Here is a 19,223-nt window from a genome sequence, read left to right as displayed (position 1 = left end):
CGGTCCGTTCCGTCGCCCCTTGGGTTGTAGCCGGTCCGATGGCGCGGGGGTCCGAAAGGGCTCCCGCGTCTGTCGTTTGCGGGGAGCTGCAAAGAACACCGCAAGGTACCTCTGCGATAGGCGGGAGACTGATTATGCCGTACATCATGTCGCAACCGACTTCCGCTGCCGATTCCCTTCGGCCGCCGGCGCGTCACGCGGACGCCGCCGACGTGTCGACGGCCGGCGGTCCCTCCGCTGAAGACTTCACCATGCGTTTGCTCATCGTCGAAGACGACCGCTCCGCCGCCGACTATCTGCGCAAGGCGTTCCGCGAGGCGGGACACATCGCCGACATCGCTGGCGACGGCGAGGAGGGACTCGCCCTCGCGCTCGACGGCGGCTACGACGTGCTGGTGGTCGATCGCATGCTGCCGCGCCGCGACGGGCTCTCGCTGATCACCGAGTTGCGCGGGCGCGGCGATGCGACTCCAACGCTGATCCTCTCCGCGCTCGGCCAGGTCGACGACCGGGTGACCGGCCTGCGCGCCGGCGGCGATGATTACCTGCCCAAGCCCTACGCCTTCTCCGAACTGCTCGCCCGTGTCGAGGCATTGGCCCGCCGTGGTGGGCCGCAGGCGGCGGACACGGTCTATCGCGTCGCGAATCTGGAGCTCGACCGGCTGGCGCACCGCGTCACCCGTGCCGGTCAGGAGATCGTACTGCAGCCCCGAGAGTTCCGATTGCTCGAATATCTCATGCGCCATGCCGGGCAGGTGGTGACCCGCACCATGCTGCTGGAGAATGTCTGGGATTATCACTTCGATCCGCAAACCAACGTGATCGACGTCCATGTCTCGCGGTTGCGCTCCAAGATCGACAAGGGGTTCGATCCGCCGCTTCTGCACACGGTGCGCGGGGCCGGATATGTCGTTCGTGACATCGCTCGGTAAGCTCGCCCGCACCACGGCAATCAAGCTGATCGCCGCCTATCTCCTCGTCTTCGCGGTCTTTGCTGGCTCGCTGATCGGCTATCTCGGCTGGCATACCCAGCGCCTCGTCACCCGTCAGGCGAGCGAATCCATCCAGGCCGACACCGACTTCATGAAAAGCCAGTTCGAGCGCGGCGGCATTTCGCGGCTGGTGCAGGTGGTGAACCGTCGCTCGCGTGCGCCTGATGCCGGGCTGCTGCTGCTGACCAGCTTCAACGGCGAGCCGCTGGCCGGCAATGTGCTGAACCTGCCGCTGAATTTCCTGTCGCAGGAAGGCTGGCAGGAGATCGATTATCTGCGCTCCGACGATGCGATCCGGCCGCCGAGCCGGGCGCTGGTGCACGTCATCTATCTGCCCGGCGAGTTCCGGCTGCTGATCGGCCGCGACATCGTCGAGCGCGAGGAACTGCGTAAGATCATCATCGGACCGGTGGTGTGGGGGTTGGCGCTGCTGGTCGTGCTCGGGGTGGCCGGCGGCATCTTCGTCACGCGGAGGGTGCTCAAGCGCATCGACCAGATGACCGCCACTTCCGAGAGCATCATGGCCGGCAACCTATCCGGGCGCCTGTCGGTGGCTGGCACCGGCGACGAATTCGACCGTCTGGCCTTGAGCCTCAACGCCATGCTGGAGCGCATCGAGGCGCTCATGGTGGGCCTGAAGCAGGTATCCGACAACATCGCCCACGACCTCAAGACCCCTCTCACCCGGCTACGCAACCGGGCGGAGGATGCGCTGCGCACCGCCCGCGCCGACGATGACTGGCGGGCGGCGACCGAACAGACCATCGACGAGTCCGACGGATTGATCCGCACCTTCGACGCGCTGCTGATGATCGCGCGAGTGGAGGCGGGGCAGGGCCAGTCGGCGATGCAGCCGGTCGATCTCGCCGAAACGGCGACCGGCGTCGCCGAACTCTATGAGCCGCTCGCCGACGAGCAGGGGCTCGATCTCGACGTGGCGATCGACGGACCGCTGATGGTTCGAGGCGTGCGTGAACTGCTCGGACAGGCGCTGTCGAACCTCGTGGACAATGCCATCAAATACGGTGCCCCGGACATGCCGGGTGCGCGCGGCCGCATCGCCATCGCCGCCAGTCGCGAGGGGGACACGGTTCGTCTCCTCGTCGCCGATGGCGGCACGGGCATCGCGCCCGAGGAGCGCGCGCATGTGCTGCAGCGCTTCGTGAGGCTGGAGAAGAGCCGGACCCAGCCGGGCTCGGGGCTGGGTCTGTCACTGGTCGCCGCGGTGGTGCATCTGCATGGCGGTTCGATCCGTCTGGAGGACAACGAGCCCGGGCTGCGTGTCGTGATCGAATTGCCCGCCGAGGTGGAGGTGGCGGATCCTGTCGCCGCATCACCGGAGGATGCAGCACTTTGACAATTCTTTGCCTATAGAGTGGGCGGCGAATTGGAGGTGCGCGGACGATATGGCGGAGCGACAGGGCAGGCGAAAGGCAGCGCGGAAGGAACAGAACGGGCTGGCGGCGCACATGCGCGCGGGAGTCGGCCTGCCGGACGTTTCGAAGGCGCCGCATCCGCTCACGGCCCTGATCGAGACGGCAGAGGACAGTGTCCGCCAAGGCCTTGCCGGGCAACTGGCGGCCTATCCCGACGCCGCGGCCGTGCTGGCGAGTGTGTGCGTCCATTCACCGTTTCTTGCCGAACTGATCCGCCGTGATCCGGCTCGCTTGCTGCGGCTGCTGCACGCCGATCCCGCCGCCGGTCTCGCCGGGGCACGCATGGCCATGGCCGAGGCGGTGCAGGCCGCCACGGATGAAGCCGAGGTGATGGTCGCCTTGCGGCGGCTGCGTGCCGAGACGGCGCTTGCCGTCGCGCTCGCCGATATCGGCGAGGTGTTCGATCTCGCGGCCGTTACGGCGGAACTGACCGCAACCGCCGATGCGGCGATCTCGGCGGCAGTCGACTATCTGCTGCGCGAGGCGGTCGGCGCCGGCAAGGCACGGAAATTCACCGGTGGCGCCAGTGGTTATGTGGTGCTTGCCATGGGTAAGCACGGCGCGCGCGAACTCAACTATTCCAGCGATGTCGACCTTATCGTCCTCTACGACCCGTCGCAGGCGCCGCTTCGCAGGGATGTCGAGGCGGCGTCTTTCTTCGTCCGGCTGACGCGTCAACTTGTGCGGCTTATCCAGGAGCGCACGCCGGACGGCTACGTGGCGCGCGTCGATCTGCGGCTGCGGCCGGATCCGGCCTCGACGCAGGCCGCGCTCTCCGTCGACAGCGCGCTCGACTATTATGAGCGCGAGGGCGCCACCTGGGAGCGCGCCGCCTATATCAAGGCGCGGCCGATCGCCGGCGATCTCGCGCTCGGCGAGAGCTTCCTGAAGCAGATGGCGCCATTCGTGTGGCGCCGCTCGCTGGACTATGCGGCGGTGGCCGACGTGCACGCGATGAAGCAGGAGATCAACGCCTTCCGCGGCCATGATGCGGTGGCCGTGGAAGGGCACAATGTCAAACTCGGCCGCGGCGGCATTCGCGAGATCGAGTTCTTCGCCCAGACGCAGCAATTGATCGCCGGCGGCCGTGATACCCGGTTGCGCACGCCGCGCACGCTGGAGGCGCTGGAGCGCCTCGCCGAAGATGGCTGGATCGGCAAGTCTGCACGCGAGGAACTGAGCGAGGCCTATGTTTATCTGCGCCGGGTCGAGCACCGGTTGCAGATGGTCGCCGACGAGCAGACCCATACGCTGCCGGATGAGCCCCGGCTATTGGCGGATTTCGCCGGTTTCATGGGGTATGCCTCGCGCGAGGCATTCGCGGCCGAACTTACCCGGCGGCTCACACGGGTGCAGCGTCATTATGCACGTCTGTTCGAGGACGCTCCGCCACGTGCTGCCGTGGAGGGGCGGTTGGAGTTTCCCGCCAAGGCCGACGACCGTGAGACGCTGGCGACGCTGCATCGGCTCGGTTATCAGCAGCCGCAGCAGGCGAGCGTCACGGTACGTGGCTGGCTGGCGGGAGAGCCGCGCGTTCTGCATAATGCGACTGCTCGCGAGCGGCTGGCCGCCATCGTGCCGCTGTTGCTCGATGCGCTGGCGCGCGGCGGCGAGCCCGATCTGGCGCTTATCGCCGCCGACCGCTTCTTTCGCCAGCTTGCCGTCGGGTTGCGGCTCTTCTCGGTGTTGGCCCGCAATCCCGACCTCGTGCGCCTGCTTGCCACGATTCTCTCGACCGCGCCGCGGCTCGGCGAGATCCTTGCCCGGCGGCCGGTGCTGTTCGACGCGCTGCTCGATCCGGCCTTCTTTGGCCCGTTGCCGGACGAGGTGGCTCTGGAGGGGCGGCTGCGGAGCCAACTCGCCGAGGCGAGCGACGAGGAAGACCTGCTCGACCGCGCCCGCCGCTTCCGCCAGGAGCAGCATGTGCTGATGGGAGTGCGCGTGCTCTCCGGCACGCTGCCGGCGGAGCAGGCGGGCGATGCCTTCGCGCGCCTGGCCGATGTGGTGATCCGGGTACTGGGCGAGCAGGTGATCGACCGCTTCCGCGAGGCGCACGGCGTGCTTGCCGGCGGCGAGGTGGCGGTGCTGGCCATGGGCAAGCTTGGCGGCCGCGAGATGACCGCCGGCTCCGATCTCGATCTCATCGTGCTTTACGACTTCGACGATGCGGCGCCGGAATCCGATGGTCCGCGCCCGCTGCACGGAACACAATATTATGCCCGGCTGACGCAGCGGCTGGTGAGCGCGCTCACCACCCCCACCAATGCCGGCCGGCTCTACGAAGTCGACCTTCGCCTGCGCCCTTCCGGCCGGGCCGGGCCGATCGCCACGCGGTTGCCGGCCTTTGAGGTGTATCAGGCCGAGGAGGCCTGGACCTGGGAGCACATGGCGCTGACGCGGGCGCGGGTGGTGCTGGCGTCGCCGGTCTTCCGCGGGCGGGTGGAACAATCGATTTCAGCGGTGTTGCGCCGCAGGCGCGATCCGGTGCGGCTGGCGGCGGATATCCTCGACATGCGCCTGGCCATCGCCGAAGAAAAGGGCGACGGTCAGGCTTGGGACCTGAAATACACCCAGGGTGGGTTGGTAGACCTCGAATTCCTCGCGCAGTTTCTCGTGCTCGCGCATGGCGTGGCACATCCCGAGATCATGCAGACCTCCACGGTGCGGGTCCTGGCGAGTGCTGGGCGGTTGGGGGTTTTAGACACTGTTGATACGCAATTGCTCACCCGTGCCTGCTCCCTGCTGCACGATCTGACGCAGGTGCTGCGCCTCGCTGTGACCGACGCGTTCGATCCGGCGCTCGCGAGTCCCGCCCTTCGCCAATTGCTGGCCCGCGCAGGCACCATGCCTGATTTCGCCACCCTCGATGCGCATCTGCGCGAAACGCAACAGGAGGTAAGAAGCGTCTTTCTCCGCCTGTTGTCAGGCCCGCAGATCCGCCGGCAACGCTGAGCGTCAGCGCACCGCAAGCTTTTCTACGACAAGATCGCCGATGGCGAGACTGGCGGTGAGACCGGGGGATTCGATGCCGAACAGGTTCACCAGCCCAGGCACGCCATGTTCGGTCGGTCCGTCAATGCGGAAATCGGCGGCGGGGGCGCCCGGTGGGGTAATCTTCGGCCGGATGCCGGCATAGGCAGGGGTCAGCGCGCCGTCCGGCAATACCGGCCAATAGCAGCGGATCGCATCGTAGAAGCGCTCGGCGCGGATGGGATCGACATCGTAATTGATGGTGTCGATCCATTCGGTGTCGGGGCCGAAGCGCGCCTGTCCACCGAGATCCAGTGTGAGGTGGACGCCGAGACCCGCCCCCTCCGGCACGGGGTAGATCAGCCGCGAGAAGGGCGCGCGGCCTGGCAGGGAATAGTAGGAGCCCTTGCAGAGATAGGCCGTCGGCACATGGCTTCGGTCGAGCCCCTCGATGGCGCCGGCCAGCGCGACGGCGCCATGGCCGGCGCAATTGACGAAGGTCGTGGCGAGGAGCGTCATCGGCTCGGTGCCGCCGACATCGAGGAATATGCCGGCAGGCGTGACGCTGCCGCCGTGGATGGGGGCGTTGAAGGCGATGGCTCCGCCGCGGTCTTCCAGATCGCCTTGCAACGCCAGCATCAGGCCGTGGCTGTCGATGATACCGGTCGAGGGGGACAGCAGCGCGGCGTCCGCCCTGAGCGCCGGTTCCATTTCACTCAGCGTCCCACGATCCAGCGGTTCGAGATCGGTGACGCCGCAGGCGGCGGCCTGGACGCGGATGGCATCGAGCTTGGCGGCCTCGGCTTCTCCATTGGCGACGATCAGCTTGCCGCAGCACCTATGGCCGATGCCGCGTTCGGCGCAATAGGCATAGAGCGCATTTCGGCCGGCGACGCAGAGCCGGGCCTTCAGCGAGCCGGGCTTGTAGTAGATGCCGGCGTGGATCACCTCGCTGTTGCGGGCCGAGGTTTCCGAGCCGATCAGACCGGCGGCTTCCAGCACCAGCACGTCCCGCCCGGCGAGCGCCAGCGCCCGCGCGACCGCCAGCCCGACCACCCCGGCGCCCGCCACCACGCAATCGACGGGGACGGCTTCATCAATGTGCGGCGCGGGCATGCAGTTCGATCCGGTGTGCGATGAGGCCGAAACTAGCTCGCCTCGGTCTCGTCCGACAACTCGCCGGCGGCATTCCGGTATTGCAGGCCGGGACGGCCATTCAGCGGCAGGCGGATGATGACCGTGGTGCCGACGCCTTCGGAGGAGCGGATGCGCATGGTGCCGCCATGCAACTCCACGAGCGACTTGGCGATGGCGAGGCCGAGGCCCGATCCCTTGTGCGTCTTGGTGAACTGGCTCTCGACCTGCTCGAATGGCCGGCCGATCTTGGCGAGGGCGCTCCTCGGGATGCCGATACCGGTATCCTCGATGACCAGCAGCGCCGACTGCTTGGTGCGGCGGGTGCGCAGGGTGATGCGGCCGTGCTCGGGGGTGAACTTGATGGCGTTGGAGATGAGGTTCAGCGCGATCTGCTTCAGCGCCCGCTTGTCGGCCTCGACCATGAGCTCGGGGTCGGCCTCGGAGACGACGGCCAGCTTCTTCTCGTCGGCGCGCACCGACATGACGCGAATGGCATCGGTGACGATCTCGTCGAGCTTGGTCGGCTGCAAGGTCAGCTGCATGCGGCCGGCCTCGATGCGCGACATGTCGAGGATATCGTTGATGACGTCGAGGAGGTAGCGGCCGGAATCGCGGATGTCGCGGCAATACTCGTTGTACTTCTCGCTGCCGAGCGGGCCGAACAGGCCGCTTTCCATCAGTTCGGAGAAGCCGATGATGGCGTTGAGCGGCGTGCGCAGCTCATGGCTCATATTGGCGAGGAATTCCGACTTGGCGCGGTTGGCGTCCTCGGCCTTGGTCTTCTCGTCGGAGTAGTTCTGCGCCAGCTCGGCCAGCTGCAGCGCCTGCATCTCCAGCGTCTGCTGCGACTTGCGCAGGTCGGCAACCAGCGCCATCAGCCGCTTCTCGTTGTCCATCAGGCGCTCTTCGTGGCGCTTCAGCGTGGTGATGTCGGTGCCGACCGAAACGTAGCCGCCATCCTTGGTGCGGCGCTCGGCGATCTTCAGCCAGCGCCCGCCCTCGATCTGCGCTTCGAAGGAGCGGGCACCTTCTTCCGGCCGATCCTCGGAGCGTAGCGGGATGCGCACCACCGGCTGGCGCAGCTGCGTCGCGATGGTGTCGAAGGGCGTGCCGGGAGCCAGGGTGGTGTCGCCGAAGCCGTGCAGGGTCTGGAACTTCGAGTTGGACAGCACAAGGCGGTTCGAGCTGTCCCACAGCACGAAGGATTCCGAGATGCTCTCGATGGCGTCGCGCAGCCGCATGTCGGCGGTGGCGGTGCGCTCGGCGAGACGGCGCTCCTCGGTGACATCGACGGCGATGCCGATCAGATGCGGCGGCTCGCCATTCTCCTGCGGCACGACTTCCGCCCGAGCGCGCAGCCATACCCAATGGCCATCGGCATGCCGCATGCGGAACACGCGCTCGATGATGCGGCCCGGCTTGTCGGCGATTTCCTTCGCCACGTCGTAGAGATCGACATCGTCGGGATGTACGAGGCCGCTGACGTCGCCGAACGAGACGAGTTCGTCGCGCGGTGCCAGCCCGAGCATCTCGAACATCGATTCCGACCAGAACATGCGCCCGCGGCCCATGTCCCAGTCCCACAGGCCGCAGCGCCCGCGGGAAAGCGCGGTGTCGATGCGCGCGCGCACCGTGTCGTAGATGCCGTCGGCCTCGCGGGCGCGGGTCGCCTGCCAGTGGAAGGCGAAGCCGAGGATCAGCAGCACGCCGCCGGTGGTCGAGAGCAGCGTGACGGTGAGGATGGTGTCCGACTGCCAGGTCGACAGCGCGCCGGCGAGCGGCTGGATGGCCACCAGCTGCAACGGCTGGCCGGGAATGTTGCGGACCGTGGCGAGGCCGTCGCGGCCATCGCTGAGGGTGACATCGAGCACGCCGGCGCTCTCGGCGAAGATCGTCAGCGCCTGGGCGTTGGTGAGGACGAAGCGGATATCCGCGATGATGGCGGGGTCGTCGTCGCTGGAGGCGCGGACATTGCCGCTCGCATCGGCAAGCGCGTAGCGTCGGCGCGCCTCGGCGGCGCGGACCGGCAGGCTGGCTTTCAGGGATATGGCCAGCGCGGCCGGATCGGTGCCGCCCTGCGCCTGCCCCTGGTGCTGGCGCAGCTCGCTGGCGACGGCGAGGGTGAACAGCGCCAGCTCGTCCTTGGCATCGGTAATGGAGTCGGCGCGATAGGCACGGATCTGCACGACGGCAGCCACCGCGACGATGGCGATGAAGGCGACGATGAGCGCCGGCACCGCCCTGCGCATGAAGGGTTCGGCATCGACCAGCCGCTGATAGGCGGGTCGAGCGACCGAACGAGCCAGACCGCGCATGGCCTGAACGCGCACGGACGCGCCCGCAGCGTTGGCGCGTGCCATCGCCGGTCTCCCCCAATCACTCTTGCCCTGATCCCAGTGCCCGGCGCGACCATCCCAGCCCGCCGAATCACCGATGATTTGAATCGAAACGGCCCCTTCCTGTCCAGAGTCTCTGGGAGTCAAGTTAACGATTCAGCAACTTTGAGGGGTGGAGCTCGGCTCAAGTCGAGTCGTGTCAGACAGTTACGCCGGGATGGCGCATCAGCCGCATGGACGCTGGTCCGATCGGGATGCTATTGCCGCTCCGCAGAATGCCCCAGAAGGGAGAAAATCATGACCGATATATGGTTCCGCACCGGCGAAGCGACGGTTCTCGCTGCCGACGGCCAGTTCACCGACGCCATGCCGGAGATCCTCATCGGCTCGGTTCGCGGCCCCGCCGGCCACGCCTTCGCCTCCATGATGGGCCAGGCGGCGGGCCACACCCGCATGTTCGTCATCCGCGACCTCAACCAGATGGTGCGGCCGGCGACGATGATGACCTCCAAGGTCACCATTCCCTCGGCTGCTTATGTCGAGCTGCTGGGCGGCGTGGTACAGGCGGCGATCGGCGACGCCATCGTCGACACGCTGGCCGAGGGCATCCTGCCGAAGGATCAGGCCGACGAGCTGTGCATGATCGTGATGGTGTGGCTCGATCCCCGCTGCCCGGAGGATCCGAACCTCGATCAGAAGGATCTCTACCGCACCAATTACGAGGCGATGAAGATCGCCATCGAGCGCGCCCTCACCGGCAAGCCGACGGCGGATGAGCTGATCGCCAACCGCAAGACGATCAAGCACTACGCGCTGGATGGCGTGGTGGACTACTGACGCCGATCAGCCGACGGGCGCGGCGCTGGCGTCGCGCCCGATGAGCCGGGTCTCGAAACGGCCGTCCTCCAGCGGGCTGGCAAGGGCGATCTGGTCGCGGCCGGCCTCCTTGGCGGCATAGAGGGCCCGGTCGGCGGCCTGCACCAGCTGATGGGGCGTGCGCAGCCGGCGCTGCTGGCCAAAGCTGAACAGCGTCAGGCCGATGCAGATCGTCACCACGCCGAACGGACTGCCGCGGTGGAGAACCGCGAGCCGGGCGACCGCTTCGGCCATGCGCCGGGCGATGGAGAGAGCGTCGGCGGCGTCGATGTCGACGAAGATCGCGGCGAACTCCTCGCCGCCATAGCGGGTGACGATGTCCCGCGAGGGGCGGACCACCTGCTGGAGCGCCTCGGCCACGGCACGCAGGCAGTCGTCGCCGGCTTGATGTCCGTACAGGTCGTTGAACGACTTGAAATAATCGACGTCGATCATCGCGAGCGCGATGCTGGGCCGCTCGCGCCGGGTGCGCCGGAATTCGCGTTCGAGGCATTTGTCGAACTTTCGGCGGTTCGGCAGCTCGGTGAGGCTATCGATCTCCGCCAGCAGCCGCAGGCGGCGATTGGCGACGATCAGATCGTGTTCGAGCGCCCGGCGCTGGCGGATGGTGGCCTCCAGTTCGCGCTCCACCTCCTTCTGCGGGGTGATGTCGACGCTGGTGGCCAGCATGCGGGCCGGACGGCCTTCCGGCGTATGGGCGACGACCTTGCCGCGGCTGAGGATGAAGCGCCAGCTGCCATCCTTGTGGCGCAGCCGGTAGGTGGCCGCGAAGTCGCTGCGCGTGCCGGCGTGGATCTGCGCCATCGCCGCCTGCACCGTCTTGCGGTCGGACGGATGCACGATGCGCCAGGGCTCGTCCTGATCGGCGAGTTCACCTGGCGCGTAGCCGAGCGCCCGCTTCCACTGCTGCGAGCGCCAGACGCGATTGGCGACGATGTCGTAGTCCCAGACCCATTGGCCGGCACTATCCAGCGCGAAGCTCGACCGCTCGACGGCGCGGTGCAGGGCCTCCTGCACCTCGACCATGGCGGTCACGTCGGTAACCGCCAATGACACGCCGTCGTCGAGACGGGTGGCGGCGAGGCGCAGGATATGCCGCCGGCCGTCGCGTTCGATCGCCAGATCGGTCTCTCCCGCCGCGGCGGGCTCGGCGAGACGATCGAGCAGTGCATCGGCGCCCGGCAGCCACGCGCCGAGAGCGGCGCCGACGGGTTCGGCTTCCGCCGCCGCGATCAGGCTGCGGAAGCGCCGGTTGCAGGCGAGGATCCGGTGCTGGGGATCAAGGGTGCAGAGCCCGACCGGCGCCAACTCATAGGCCGGCCCGGTGACCGGCGTGGGAAGGGGCTCGAACGCGTCGGATGTCCTCTCGCCCATGATGGCCGACGGTTTCCCCTGCTGCATTGTGAGGACACTATCACGACTGCGTCCTCGCGCGCGGGGAGAAGTTCGGCCGGGGCGGCCCTTCGGCCCGACCCTACGCCAGCGAGCGGGTGACGATGTCGGTAACGTCCGGCGACAGGCCGGGCGTGCCGGCGACGCGGCGCAGCGCCGCCTCCGCCTGTGCGCGCCGCCCCGCTTCCAGCACCCGCCAGCTCTTGAACGCCCCGAGCAGCCGTGCCGCCAGCTGCGGGTTGGCACCGTCGAGCCCAAGCACCGTGTCGGTGAGGAAGTCGAAGCCGGCGCCGTCGGCACGGTTGAACTGCGTCGGGTTGCCGGTGGCGAAGCTGCCGATCAGCGCCCGCACCCGGTTCGGGTTGCGCATCGAGAAGGCGGGGTGGCCGGTCAGCTCCCGGACCCGGTCCAGCGTCCCCGGCTCGGCGATCTGCGCCTGAATGCCGAACCACTTGTCGATCACCAGCGGATCGTCGCGGAAGCGTTCGTAAAAGTCGCCCAACGCCTCGTCGCGATGCTCCGGAGCATAGTGGACCAGCGTCATCAGCGCCTGCAGGCGATCGGTCATGTTGTCGGCGGCGCGGTACAGGCCGAGGGCGCGGGCGATGCCGTCGCCGGCCCCCGCTTCCGCCAGCAGGCTGAGGCAGGTGTTGCGCAGCGTGCGCCGGCCGGCCGAGGCGGCGTCGGGAGAATAGGGGCCGGGAGCGGCGAAGCGCTCGAAGGCACCGACGAGAGGATCGGCGAGCGCGGTGCCGACGGCGCGGCGCAGGTTACGCCGGGCGGCATAGACCGCGTCCGGATCGACGTCGCCGCCGATCTCGCGGGCGATGTCGCCTTCCGAGGGTATCGTCAGCACCTGGCCGACAAAAGCCGGATCGAGCGCCGGATCGGCAAGGCTCGCCGCCAGGGCGGCGATCAGCGCCTCCGGTCCGGGCAGGTTGCGGCCGGAGGTCACCGCCTGCGTCGCCTCGATGAGATAGGCGAAGGCGATGGTCTGCACCGCCTCGAAGCGGTTGAACGGGTCGTGGTCGTGGCGGGCGAGGAAGACGAGGTCGTCGGTCGACAGGTTGCTGGCGAGCCGCACCGGCGCCGAGAAGCCGCGATTGAGCGAGGGCACCGGGCGCTCCGCCACGTCGCGGAACACGAAGCTTTGCCGGGCGCTGTCGATGGTCAGCACGCCACCCGCCGGCGAGGTGCCGTCGGCGAGGGTGAGCGGCAGGTCCTCTCCCGAGGGGGAGACGAGGCCGATGGCGAGCGGGATGAGCATCGGCTGCTTGTCCGGCTGGCCGGGCGTCGGCGGTACGGTCTGCTCGACATCCAGCCGGTAGCTGTTCTCGGCCGGATTCCACTCGCCGGTCACGGTGAGCTGCGGGGTGCCGGACTGGGCGTACCACAGGGCGAAATGGGTGAGATCGGTGCCGGTGGCATCGGCGAAGCAGGCGAGGAAATCCTCGATGGTCGCCGCCTGCCCGTCATGGCGCTCGAAATAGAGGTCCATGCCATTGCGGAAGCCTTCCGGACCCAGCAGGGTCTTCAGCATCCGCACCACCTCGGCGCCCTTCTCGTAGACGGTAGCGGTGTAGAAATTGTTGATCTCGCGATAGGTGCTGGGCCGCACCGGATGCGCCAGCGGACCGGCATCCTCGCTGAACTGGTAGGCCTTCAGGAGCCGCACGTCGATGATGCGCTTCACCGGCCGCGAGCGCTGGTCGGAGGAGAACTCCTGGTCGCGGAAGACGGTGAGGCCTTCCTTCAGGCACAGCTGGAACCAGTCGCGGCAGGTGATGCGGTTGCCGGTCCAATTGTGAAAATATTCGTGGGCGATGATGCCCTCGATGCTGGCATAGTCGTTGTCGGTCGCGGTTTCCGGGGTTGCCAGCACGTATTTGTCGTTGAAGACGTTGAGGCCCTTATTCTCCATCGCGCCCATGTTGAAATCAGCGACGGCGACGATGTTGAACACGTCGAGGTCGTATTCGCAGCCGAAGGCTTTCTCGTCCCAACGCATGGAGCGCTTGAGCGCATCCATGGCGTAGCCGGCCCGCGCGGTCTTGCCGGGCTCGACATAGATGCCGAGTTCGACATCACGCCCGGTGGCGGTGACGAAGCGGTCGCTGACGCGGTCAAGGCGCCCGCCGACCAGCGCGAACAGATAGCAGGGCTTCGGCCACGGATCGTGCCACACCGCGAAATGGCGGCTGGTGCCGGGCACCTCGCCCTCCTCGACCTTGTTGCCATTGCCGAGCAGCACCGGCGCCTCGGCCCGCTCGGCCTCGATGCGGGTGGTGTAGACCGCCAGCACGTCTGGCCGGTCCGGGAAATAGGTGATGCGACGGAATCCCTCGGCCTCGCACTGTGTGCAGTAGGTGCCGCTGGAGCGATAGAGCCCCATCAGCTTGGTGTTGGCGGAGGGATCGAGCCGCGTCTCGATCTCCAGCACCAGCGGGCGCTGCGGCGGCGCCAGCAGGGTGAGCGAGGACGGCGTGACGCTGTAGGCGTTGCCGGCCAGCCGCTCCCCGTCGAGCGCCAGCGATTTCAGCACCAGCTCGTCGCCGTCGAGCACGATCGGCGATCCTTCGCGGCCCGCCGGGTTGGGGCGCATGCCGAGCCGGGCGCGGATGACCGTGGCGGTGGGGTGGAGGCTGATGTCGAGATCGACGGTATCGATCAGCCAGTCCGGCGGCCGATAATCCGCGAGACGAACGGGGCTGGGGTCGGAATCACGCATCATCGCTCACTCCCGCATGCACGAGGAGCAAGCTGTAGAACGTCGGGGCGACGACCGGAAGTCCCCCCGACCCCTCCAGAGCGCGAATTGAAAACGGAACTCTTGCCACATTGTGTCGTTAGCGATTCCGCGGAGTGCCGACAGTCATGAGTCGATAATGTCTGGCGGCAGGATGTACCTGAGAGGTATTCGATATGCATGCTGCCGCAACCGGCGAAAGATTCGAGGTTCTCGACTCCTGGCGCGGCGTCTGCGCTGTCATGGTGGTCGTCTATCACTTCATATTTATCGTCAACACGCCGTTTATGCAGAATGAATTTATTTTTAATTCATATCTTTTTGTCGATTTTTTCTTCGTTCTGTCCGGATTCGTCGTCTGCCACGCCTATCGCGATCGCATCGGCGATCGGCGGCAGTTTGCGGGCTTCCTGCTGCGCCGTGTCGGCCGGCTTTGGCCGCTGCATCTGGCGATATTGTTCGCCATGATGCTGGGCGTGATGGCGATCAACGTCGCCGGCCATCACCCCGAGCGGCTGCTGATCGATGCCAGAAGCGGCAATTATTCGTTGCAGGCGTTGCTGCTCAACGCGGTCCTGCTCAATTCCATGGGGCTGTACGGCTCGGCCTGGAATGGGCCGGCCTGGAGTATCGGCGCGGAATTCTACACCTATCTGCTGTTCGCGCTGGTGGTGCTGGTCGCCCGGCGCAAGCTGCTGCTGGTGTCCTCGGCCCTGGCGGCGGCGGCGGCGGCGATCATCGTCGTCTTCGCGCCGGCCTATATGAATTCCACCGCTGATTTCGGCTATATACGCTGCATCGCCGGCTTCTTCACCGGCGTCGGCGCCTATCACCTGCATGCGGCGCTGCGCGGCCGGCCTCTGCCCTTCGCCACCCTGCTCGAGCTGGCCTCGCTGGCTCTGGCCACCGCATTCATCGTTGCCGCCGGCCGGGGGCCCGACAAGGCGCACGCGCTGAGCGTGCTGGCGCCGCTGGCCTTCGCGGTGCCGATCCTGGTCTTCGCGCGCGAAGGCGGCCTCGCCTCGCGGCTGATGCGGCTGGCACCGTTGCAGGCGCTCGGGCGCTGGTCGTTTTCTATCTACCTCATCCACATGCCGGTGCTGGTGCTGGCGGTCAGTTACGGCCTGTGGGCCTATGGCGATGTGGCCGGCGTCAATCTCCGCCATCAGGTGGTGATAGATGGCGTCGGCAAGCAGCTCTACGACATCGGTGCCGCCGGTGCCGGCATCGTGCTGGCGCTGGTCGTGGCACTGGTGGTCGCGCTCGCGGCGCTGAGCTTCCGGCTGATCGAGGTGCCGTGGCGCGACCGCTTCGCCCGGCTGGCACGGGCGCAGGAAAAACCCGCGAGCCTGCTGCCGTCGACCCGGACTACGCCGCGCTACGGCGCGCCGGTGCCGGTCCGCATCAAGCGCCGCTGAAGCGTTCAGTTGCGTTGACGGACGATCTCGACCCCGACGTCGCGCAGCACGCCGGGGATCGGGGCGTGCGGCTTGTGCAGCTCGACCCGCACCCGTTCGACGCGGGCGTAGCGGCGCAGGATCTCGGCGGCGATCGCCTCGGCAAAGGCTTCGAGAATGTGGAAGCGGTGCCCGGACGACACGGCGTGCACGGTCTCGAACACCTTCTCGTAGCCGACGGTCTCGCCATAATCGTCGTGCTCGGCGGCGGCGTGGGCGTCGAGCCACCAGTCGACGTCGATCACGAAGCGCTGCCCGAGCCGGGCCTCCTCCTCATAGAGGCCGTGATAGGCGTGCAGCTCGATGCCGCGCAGGAAGATTCGGTCGGACATGAAGGCGCTCCCGGTTGTTTTTATGCGTTAGCCCTGGGCCAGGGCGGCAGATAACAGGCCGACCGCCACCGCCGGCGCGCAGTCGGCCGCCGGGCCGGCCAGCTTGGGATCGTCGGTGAGGACGTCGGCGAGATCGAGATAGGCGGCACCGCGCCGCTCGGCGAGCTGGCGCGACAGGAAGCGGCCGATGCCGGCGCCGACCACCAGGCCGACATCGTCGTCCCGTGCCGAGGCCACCGCATCGAGCGCGCCGGCAAGGCGGTGCAGCTGCTGCTGCCCCAGATGATAGGCGAGGCGGCGCACGCGCGGCTGGTTTGCGGGGGTGAGGTCCTCGCCGACCATGCGCAGCAGCCGGCGGGCGCTGGCCTCGGCGGTCTTGTCGCCACCATCGGCGGCCGGGTGCAGGTCGGTATCGTCGGGCAGGAGATCGAGCAGCCGGTAGATGTCGGCGGTGGTGGCGTAGAGTTCCGCCATCAGCGGCACGAAGCGGCCGGCGAAGGGGGCCCGCTCGGCGAGCGCCATCGCCGGTGTGCGGACCACGCCGGTATAGAGCAGTTCGCTGCTGGCGAGCCGTTCGGCGTCGGTGAAGCCGCGTGCCTGCACCCGGCCGTCGCCGAAGGCGATGAGATCGGCGGTGGTGGAACCGATATCGACCAGCACGCCGGCGGGCAGCAGATGCGCCAGCACCGCCGCGGTGGCATACCAGTTTGCCGAGCCGATGGTCGCCGAATGAGCCGCGGCCTCGTCGGCCGGCACGAAGCCCTCCGGCCCGGCGAACAGCGCCAGCGGCGCGCTGCCGAGTTCCTCGATCAGCAGGGCCGCGGTGCCGACCACGCCGGCATGGCGATCCGGCCACAGATCGGCGACCTCGGCGGTCATGGTGACGGCGGAAGCGGCGGCGGGCGGGAATTCGGCCCGTAACGTGCGCAGCGCCTCGCCCAGGTGGTGCGCGCCCTTCCAGACCGGGCAGGGGGCGATGCGCACGGCGGCGAGCCGGCCGTCCTCGCCGAAGGCGGCCAGCTTCACATGGGCGCCGCCGACATCCCAGCCCAAACGCGAAATCGTCGTCACACAAGCACCTCAACCGGGGTGGGCAGGGGAAGATGCGGCAGCTCCGGCACCGCGCCGTCGCGGATGAGATCGGCGACGAAGGCGAGGACGTTGACACCGAGCGCCCGCCGCAGCCCGGCATAGGAGGTGGTCAGCCGCGGATTGACCTCGACCACCACCGGCCCGGCGGGCGTCGCCAGATAATCGACGCCGACCAGCCCATGCAAGCCCGGAAGTGCGGTGTGGATCGCCTGCGCCATCCCGGTCTCACGCGCAGCCGGCGGACGGATGCCGACGGTGACGCCGTGGAAGCCGAAGCGTCCCTCCACAATCTCCACATGCTGGCGGTTGATGCCGAGCACATGCGCCCGCCCGCCCTGGCAGAGCAGGGTGAGGCTTTCGGCCGCGCCCTCGACATAGGGCTGGACCACCGCCTCCGGGCCGGCGGCGGCCACCTCCGCGCGCGAGCACAGGCGGATGTCGAGGCTGCCGGCGCCATCATCGGGCTTTACCACCAGGGGGGCGGCCATGTCCGGCGGAATCCCGGAGGGGCGCCAGCTCGGCACTACGGCGATGCCGGCGGCGGCGAGGCGGGCGGCGGTGGCGTATTTGCTGGCGCAAAGGCGCAGCGTTTCGGCATCGGATGCGAGGACGCGGCGATTGTGCTGGCGCAGTCGCGCGACCATCGCCTCCATCACGCCGCCGGTTTCCGGCGCGACCGGCCAGGCGGCATCGGCAGCGGCGGCGAGTTCGTCCCAGATCGTCCGCGCGTCCTCATCTGCGGCGATGGGCCGGCTGTCGCCGCGCGCCGGTGGTGGCAGGCGGTCGTCATGGGTGGTGATGACCCGGACGCCGGGCAGGTCTTCGAGATCGCCGACCAGCGTGTCGCGCATCAGCGCGCCCTCGGTGGCGAGCGAGGGCGAAAGCGCTTCGCCTCGCAGCCCGCCTCCGGTTACAAACTCACACACCAGAACCAGCATCGAACCCTTCGCGGCGGAGCCTATCCGAGTGGAACTTATACCGGTGATCGACCTGATGGGAGGCGTCGTCGTGCATGCGCGGCGCGGCGACCGTGCGAATTATCGCCCCATAGCCTCTGGCCTCTGCGAGGGCGCGGAGCCGGTTCGCATCGCGCAGGCGCTGCGCGAACTGGCGCCGTTCCGCACCCTCTATGTCGCCGATCTCGATGCTATTGCCGGCCGGGAGCCGCACCGGGCCGAGCTGGCGGAATTGGCGCAGAACTTCGAACGGCTGTGGATCGATGCCGGCGAGGTGAGGCTCGCCGGGGCCGGGCCGGGCCTGCGCCGCGTGCTCGGTACCGAATCGATGGGCGATGCCGAAAGCGGCCGTGCCGCGCTGCGCGAGGGTGCGAGCGTCCTCTCGCTCGACCACGGCCCGGAAGGGCGGCGCGGGCCGGCCGAACTGCATGAGCGGGCCGAACTCTGGCCCGACGAGGTGATCGTGATGACGCTCGCCCGCGTCGGCGGCGATACCGGGCCGGACTATGACCGCCTGCGTGCGACGCTGGCGCGGGCGGAGGGACGCCGCATCTACGCCGCCGGCGGCGTGCGCGACGCGGAGGATCTCCGCCGGCTGGCAGATCTCGGCATTGCCGGGGTGCTGCTGGCGAGTGCGCTGCATGACGGCCGGCTTGGTGCCGCCGACCTCGCCGCGGTCATGGGTTGAGCGCAGCGGCGAACAGGCTGGCCACCGTCAGGTCGGCGCTGGTGCCGGGATTGAGCCCGCGCGCCTTCAGGCTGGCGTCGAAGGCGGCAAGCGGCGGATGGCGCTGCGCGGCCGGGGCGTGCCAATCGATGCCGGCGGCGATCTCCCGCGCCTCCCGCTCCACCGCCTCGGCGGTCGGGCGGCCGAACTTGCGGCCGATATGGCTGTCGGGAAAGGCCTTGAGGAAGGCGAGATAGGCGGCTTCCGTGCGCGCCTCCGGTGCGGCATCGGCGCGCGCGCGCAAACCGGCGACGCCGATATCGAACACATCCGCGAAGCCGGTGACGAATTGCCGGGCGATACGATCATCATCGGCGGCGAGCCTCATCGCATCCAGCAAACCGATGGTCGGGGGCGCGCTGACATCGTGATCGGCGCGCCGGCCGAGCCCGCCGGGACTGGCGGCGGCGATGGCGCGGAAGACTGCGGCGGCATCCGCCATATCGAGTGCCGCCAACACTTCGCCGAGTGCCTCGCGCAACGGTGCCGGTCGCTCGGCCGCGGCGGCGAGCGGGGCACAGAGCAGCAGGATGCCGAGATTGGTATTGAGACCGGTGACGGCCAGCGAGGCGGTTACCGCCGCCTCAATGCGCGCACCGGCCGAAGCGCCGGGGCGGGCGATCGCCGGCGCGGCGGCGCGGGCGGCGGTCTCGAAATGCGCGACCTCCATGCCGTGACCGGCGGCGAAGCGGTGCACATTGCCGGGCTTGAGCGCGTCGAGCTCGGCAAAGCAGGCGCCGAGAAACGCGGCTTCGATCTCGGCCGCCGTCATGG

At 68.3% G+C, this 19,223-nt stretch carries 14 protein-coding genes; 6 read left to right on the top strand and 8 right to left on the bottom strand.

From position 1 onward, the window contains the following. Positions 1 to 251 precede the first annotated feature (251 nt). The 3 genes from KHC24_RS18305 to KHC24_RS18295 all read left to right on the top strand — a co-directional run bounded on the left by KHC24_RS18305 (position 252) and on the right by KHC24_RS18295 (position 5,380). On the top strand, positions 252 to 932 hold the full coding sequence (locus tag KHC24_RS18305) for a response regulator transcription factor (RefSeq protein WP_213364748.1): 681 nt from the start codon (positions 252 to 254) through the stop codon (positions 930 to 932). After that, a complete protein-coding gene (locus KHC24_RS18300) occupies positions 916 to 2,349 on the top strand; it encodes a sensor histidine kinase (protein ID WP_213364747.1) in 1,434 nt (477 codons plus the stop codon). The genes KHC24_RS18305 and KHC24_RS18300 overlap by 17 nt, the downstream gene beginning before the upstream one ends. 112 nt (positions 2,350 to 2,461) lie before the next feature. Next, positions 2,462 to 5,380, top strand: a complete 2,919-nt coding sequence (locus KHC24_RS18295; protein ID WP_246547128.1) for a bifunctional [glutamine synthetase] adenylyltransferase/[glutamine synthetase]-adenylyl-L-tyrosine phosphorylase — start codon at positions 2,462 to 2,464, stop codon at positions 5,378 to 5,380. Between the two features lie 3 nt (positions 5,381 to 5,383). Here the strand turns inward: KHC24_RS18295 and KHC24_RS18290 are convergent, their stop codons facing one another. Both KHC24_RS18290 and KHC24_RS18285 read right to left on the bottom strand, forming a co-directional pair. Beyond that, positions 5,384 to 6,514, bottom strand: a complete 1,131-nt coding sequence (locus KHC24_RS18290; protein ID WP_213364745.1) for an NAD(P)/FAD-dependent oxidoreductase — start codon at positions 6,512 to 6,514, stop codon at positions 5,384 to 5,386. 32 nt (positions 6,515 to 6,546) lie between these two features. Then, positions 6,547 to 8,895 (bottom strand): PAS domain-containing sensor histidine kinase, encoded by a 2,349-nt coding sequence (locus KHC24_RS18285; RefSeq protein WP_213364744.1) that lies wholly within the window; start codon positions 8,893 to 8,895, stop codon positions 6,547 to 6,549. 273 nt (positions 8,896 to 9,168) lie between these two features. Here KHC24_RS18285 and fae point away from each other — a divergent pair, with 273 nt between their 5' ends. Continuing rightward, positions 9,169 to 9,708 (top strand): formaldehyde-activating enzyme, encoded by a 540-nt coding sequence (gene fae / locus KHC24_RS18280; RefSeq protein ID WP_213364743.1) that lies wholly within the window; start codon positions 9,169 to 9,171, stop codon positions 9,706 to 9,708. Between the two features lie 6 nt (positions 9,709 to 9,714). On the opposite strand, the gene KHC24_RS18275 is transcribed toward fae, so the two are convergent. Together KHC24_RS18275 and pepN are read right to left on the bottom strand one after the other, a co-directional pair. After that, positions 9,715 to 11,121: a GGDEF domain-containing protein gene (locus KHC24_RS18275; protein ID WP_213364742.1), complete on the bottom strand. Its 1,407-nt coding sequence runs from the start codon at positions 11,119 to 11,121 to the stop codon at positions 9,715 to 9,717. 100 nt (positions 11,122 to 11,221) lie between these two features. Then, on the bottom strand, positions 11,222 to 13,867 hold the full coding sequence (gene pepN, locus KHC24_RS18270) for an aminopeptidase N (RefSeq protein WP_213365183.1): 2,646 nt from the start codon (positions 13,865 to 13,867) through the stop codon (positions 11,222 to 11,224). Between the two features lie 194 nt (positions 13,868 to 14,061). Between pepN and KHC24_RS18265 the strand changes: the two genes are divergently transcribed. Further along, positions 14,062 to 15,303, top strand: coding sequence for an acyltransferase family protein (locus KHC24_RS18265; RefSeq protein ID WP_213364741.1), 1,242 nt, complete (start codon positions 14,062 to 14,064; stop codon positions 15,301 to 15,303). 5 nt (positions 15,304 to 15,308) lie between these two features. Here the strand turns inward: KHC24_RS18265 and folB are convergent, their stop codons facing one another. Genes folB through KHC24_RS18250 form a run of 3 tightly spaced genes read right to left on the bottom strand, consistent with a single transcriptional unit; the run spans position 15,309 to position 17,704 of the window. Then, positions 15,309 to 15,674, bottom strand: a complete 366-nt coding sequence (folB, locus tag KHC24_RS18260) for a dihydroneopterin aldolase (RefSeq protein WP_213364740.1) — start codon at positions 15,672 to 15,674, stop codon at positions 15,309 to 15,311. Positions 15,675 to 15,701: 27 nt separating this feature from the next. Next, positions 15,702 to 16,745 carry a hydantoinase/oxoprolinase family protein gene (locus KHC24_RS18255; protein WP_213364739.1) on the bottom strand — a complete coding sequence of 348 codons (1,044 nt, stop codon included), beginning with the start codon at positions 16,743 to 16,745 and terminating at the stop codon, positions 15,702 to 15,704. Continuing rightward, positions 16,742 to 17,704 (bottom strand): ATP-grasp domain-containing protein, encoded by a 963-nt coding sequence (locus KHC24_RS18250; RefSeq protein WP_213364738.1) that lies wholly within the window; start codon positions 17,702 to 17,704, stop codon positions 16,742 to 16,744. The genes KHC24_RS18255 and KHC24_RS18250 overlap by 4 nt, the downstream gene beginning before the upstream one ends. Positions 17,705 to 17,732: 28 nt before the next feature. On the opposite strand from KHC24_RS18250, the gene KHC24_RS18245 reads away from it, so the two are divergent. Next, positions 17,733 to 18,410: a HisA/HisF-related TIM barrel protein gene (locus tag KHC24_RS18245; protein WP_213364737.1), complete on the top strand. Its 678-nt coding sequence runs from the start codon at positions 17,733 to 17,735 to the stop codon at positions 18,408 to 18,410. Here the strand turns inward: KHC24_RS18245 and KHC24_RS18240 are convergent. Continuing rightward, positions 18,400 to 19,221, bottom strand: a complete 822-nt coding sequence (locus KHC24_RS18240; protein ID WP_213364736.1) for a triphosphoribosyl-dephospho-CoA synthase — start codon at positions 19,219 to 19,221, stop codon at positions 18,400 to 18,402. The two genes, KHC24_RS18245 and KHC24_RS18240, sit on opposite strands and share 11 nt — an antisense overlap. Between the last annotated feature and the right edge of the window lie 2 nt (positions 19,222 to 19,223).

The organism is Ancylobacter defluvii (assembly GCF_018390605.1).
Lineage (GTDB): Bacteria > Pseudomonadota > Alphaproteobacteria > Rhizobiales > Xanthobacteraceae > Ancylobacter > Ancylobacter defluvii.
The sequence above is the reverse complement of the archived record's forward strand: the minus strand, read 5'-3'. Positions and strand labels throughout refer to the sequence as shown.

Excerpts from the sequence above, each read along its gene's own strand:
- KHC24_RS18305 (WP_213364748.1), top strand. The coding sequence starts at position 252 with ATGCGTTTGCTCATCGTCGAAGACGACCGCTCCGCCGCCGACTATCTG.
- KHC24_RS18295 (WP_246547128.1), top strand. The coding sequence starts at position 2,462 with ATGCGCGCGGGAGTCGGCCTGCCGGACGTTTCGAAGGCGCCGCATCCG.
- KHC24_RS18290 (WP_213364745.1), bottom strand. The coding sequence starts at position 6,514 with ATGCCCGCGCCGCACATTGATGAAGCCGTCCCCGTCGATTGCGTGGTG.
- KHC24_RS18285 (WP_213364744.1), bottom strand. The coding sequence starts at position 8,895 with ATGGCACGCGCCAACGCTGCGGGCGCGTCCGTGCGCGTTCAGGCCATG.
- fae (WP_213364743.1), top strand. The coding sequence starts at position 9,169 with ATGACCGATATATGGTTCCGCACCGGCGAAGCGACGGTTCTCGCTGCC.
- KHC24_RS18275 (WP_213364742.1), bottom strand. The coding sequence starts at position 11,121 with ATGGGCGAGAGGACATCCGACGCGTTCGAGCCCCTTCCCACGCCGGTC.
- pepN (WP_213365183.1), bottom strand. The coding sequence starts at position 13,867 with ATGCGTGATTCCGACCCCAGCCCCGTTCGTCTCGCGGATTATCGGCCG.
- KHC24_RS18265 (WP_213364741.1), top strand. The coding sequence starts at position 14,062 with ATGCATGCTGCCGCAACCGGCGAAAGATTCGAGGTTCTCGACTCCTGG.
- folB (WP_213364740.1), bottom strand. The coding sequence starts at position 15,674 with ATGTCCGACCGAATCTTCCTGCGCGGCATCGAGCTGCACGCCTATCAC.
- KHC24_RS18250 (WP_213364738.1), bottom strand. The coding sequence starts at position 17,704 with ATGCTGGTTCTGGTGTGTGAGTTTGTAACCGGAGGCGGGCTGCGAGGC.
- KHC24_RS18240 (WP_213364736.1), bottom strand. The coding sequence starts at position 19,221 with ATGACGGCGGCCGAGATCGAAGCCGCGTTTCTCGGCGCCTGCTTTGCC.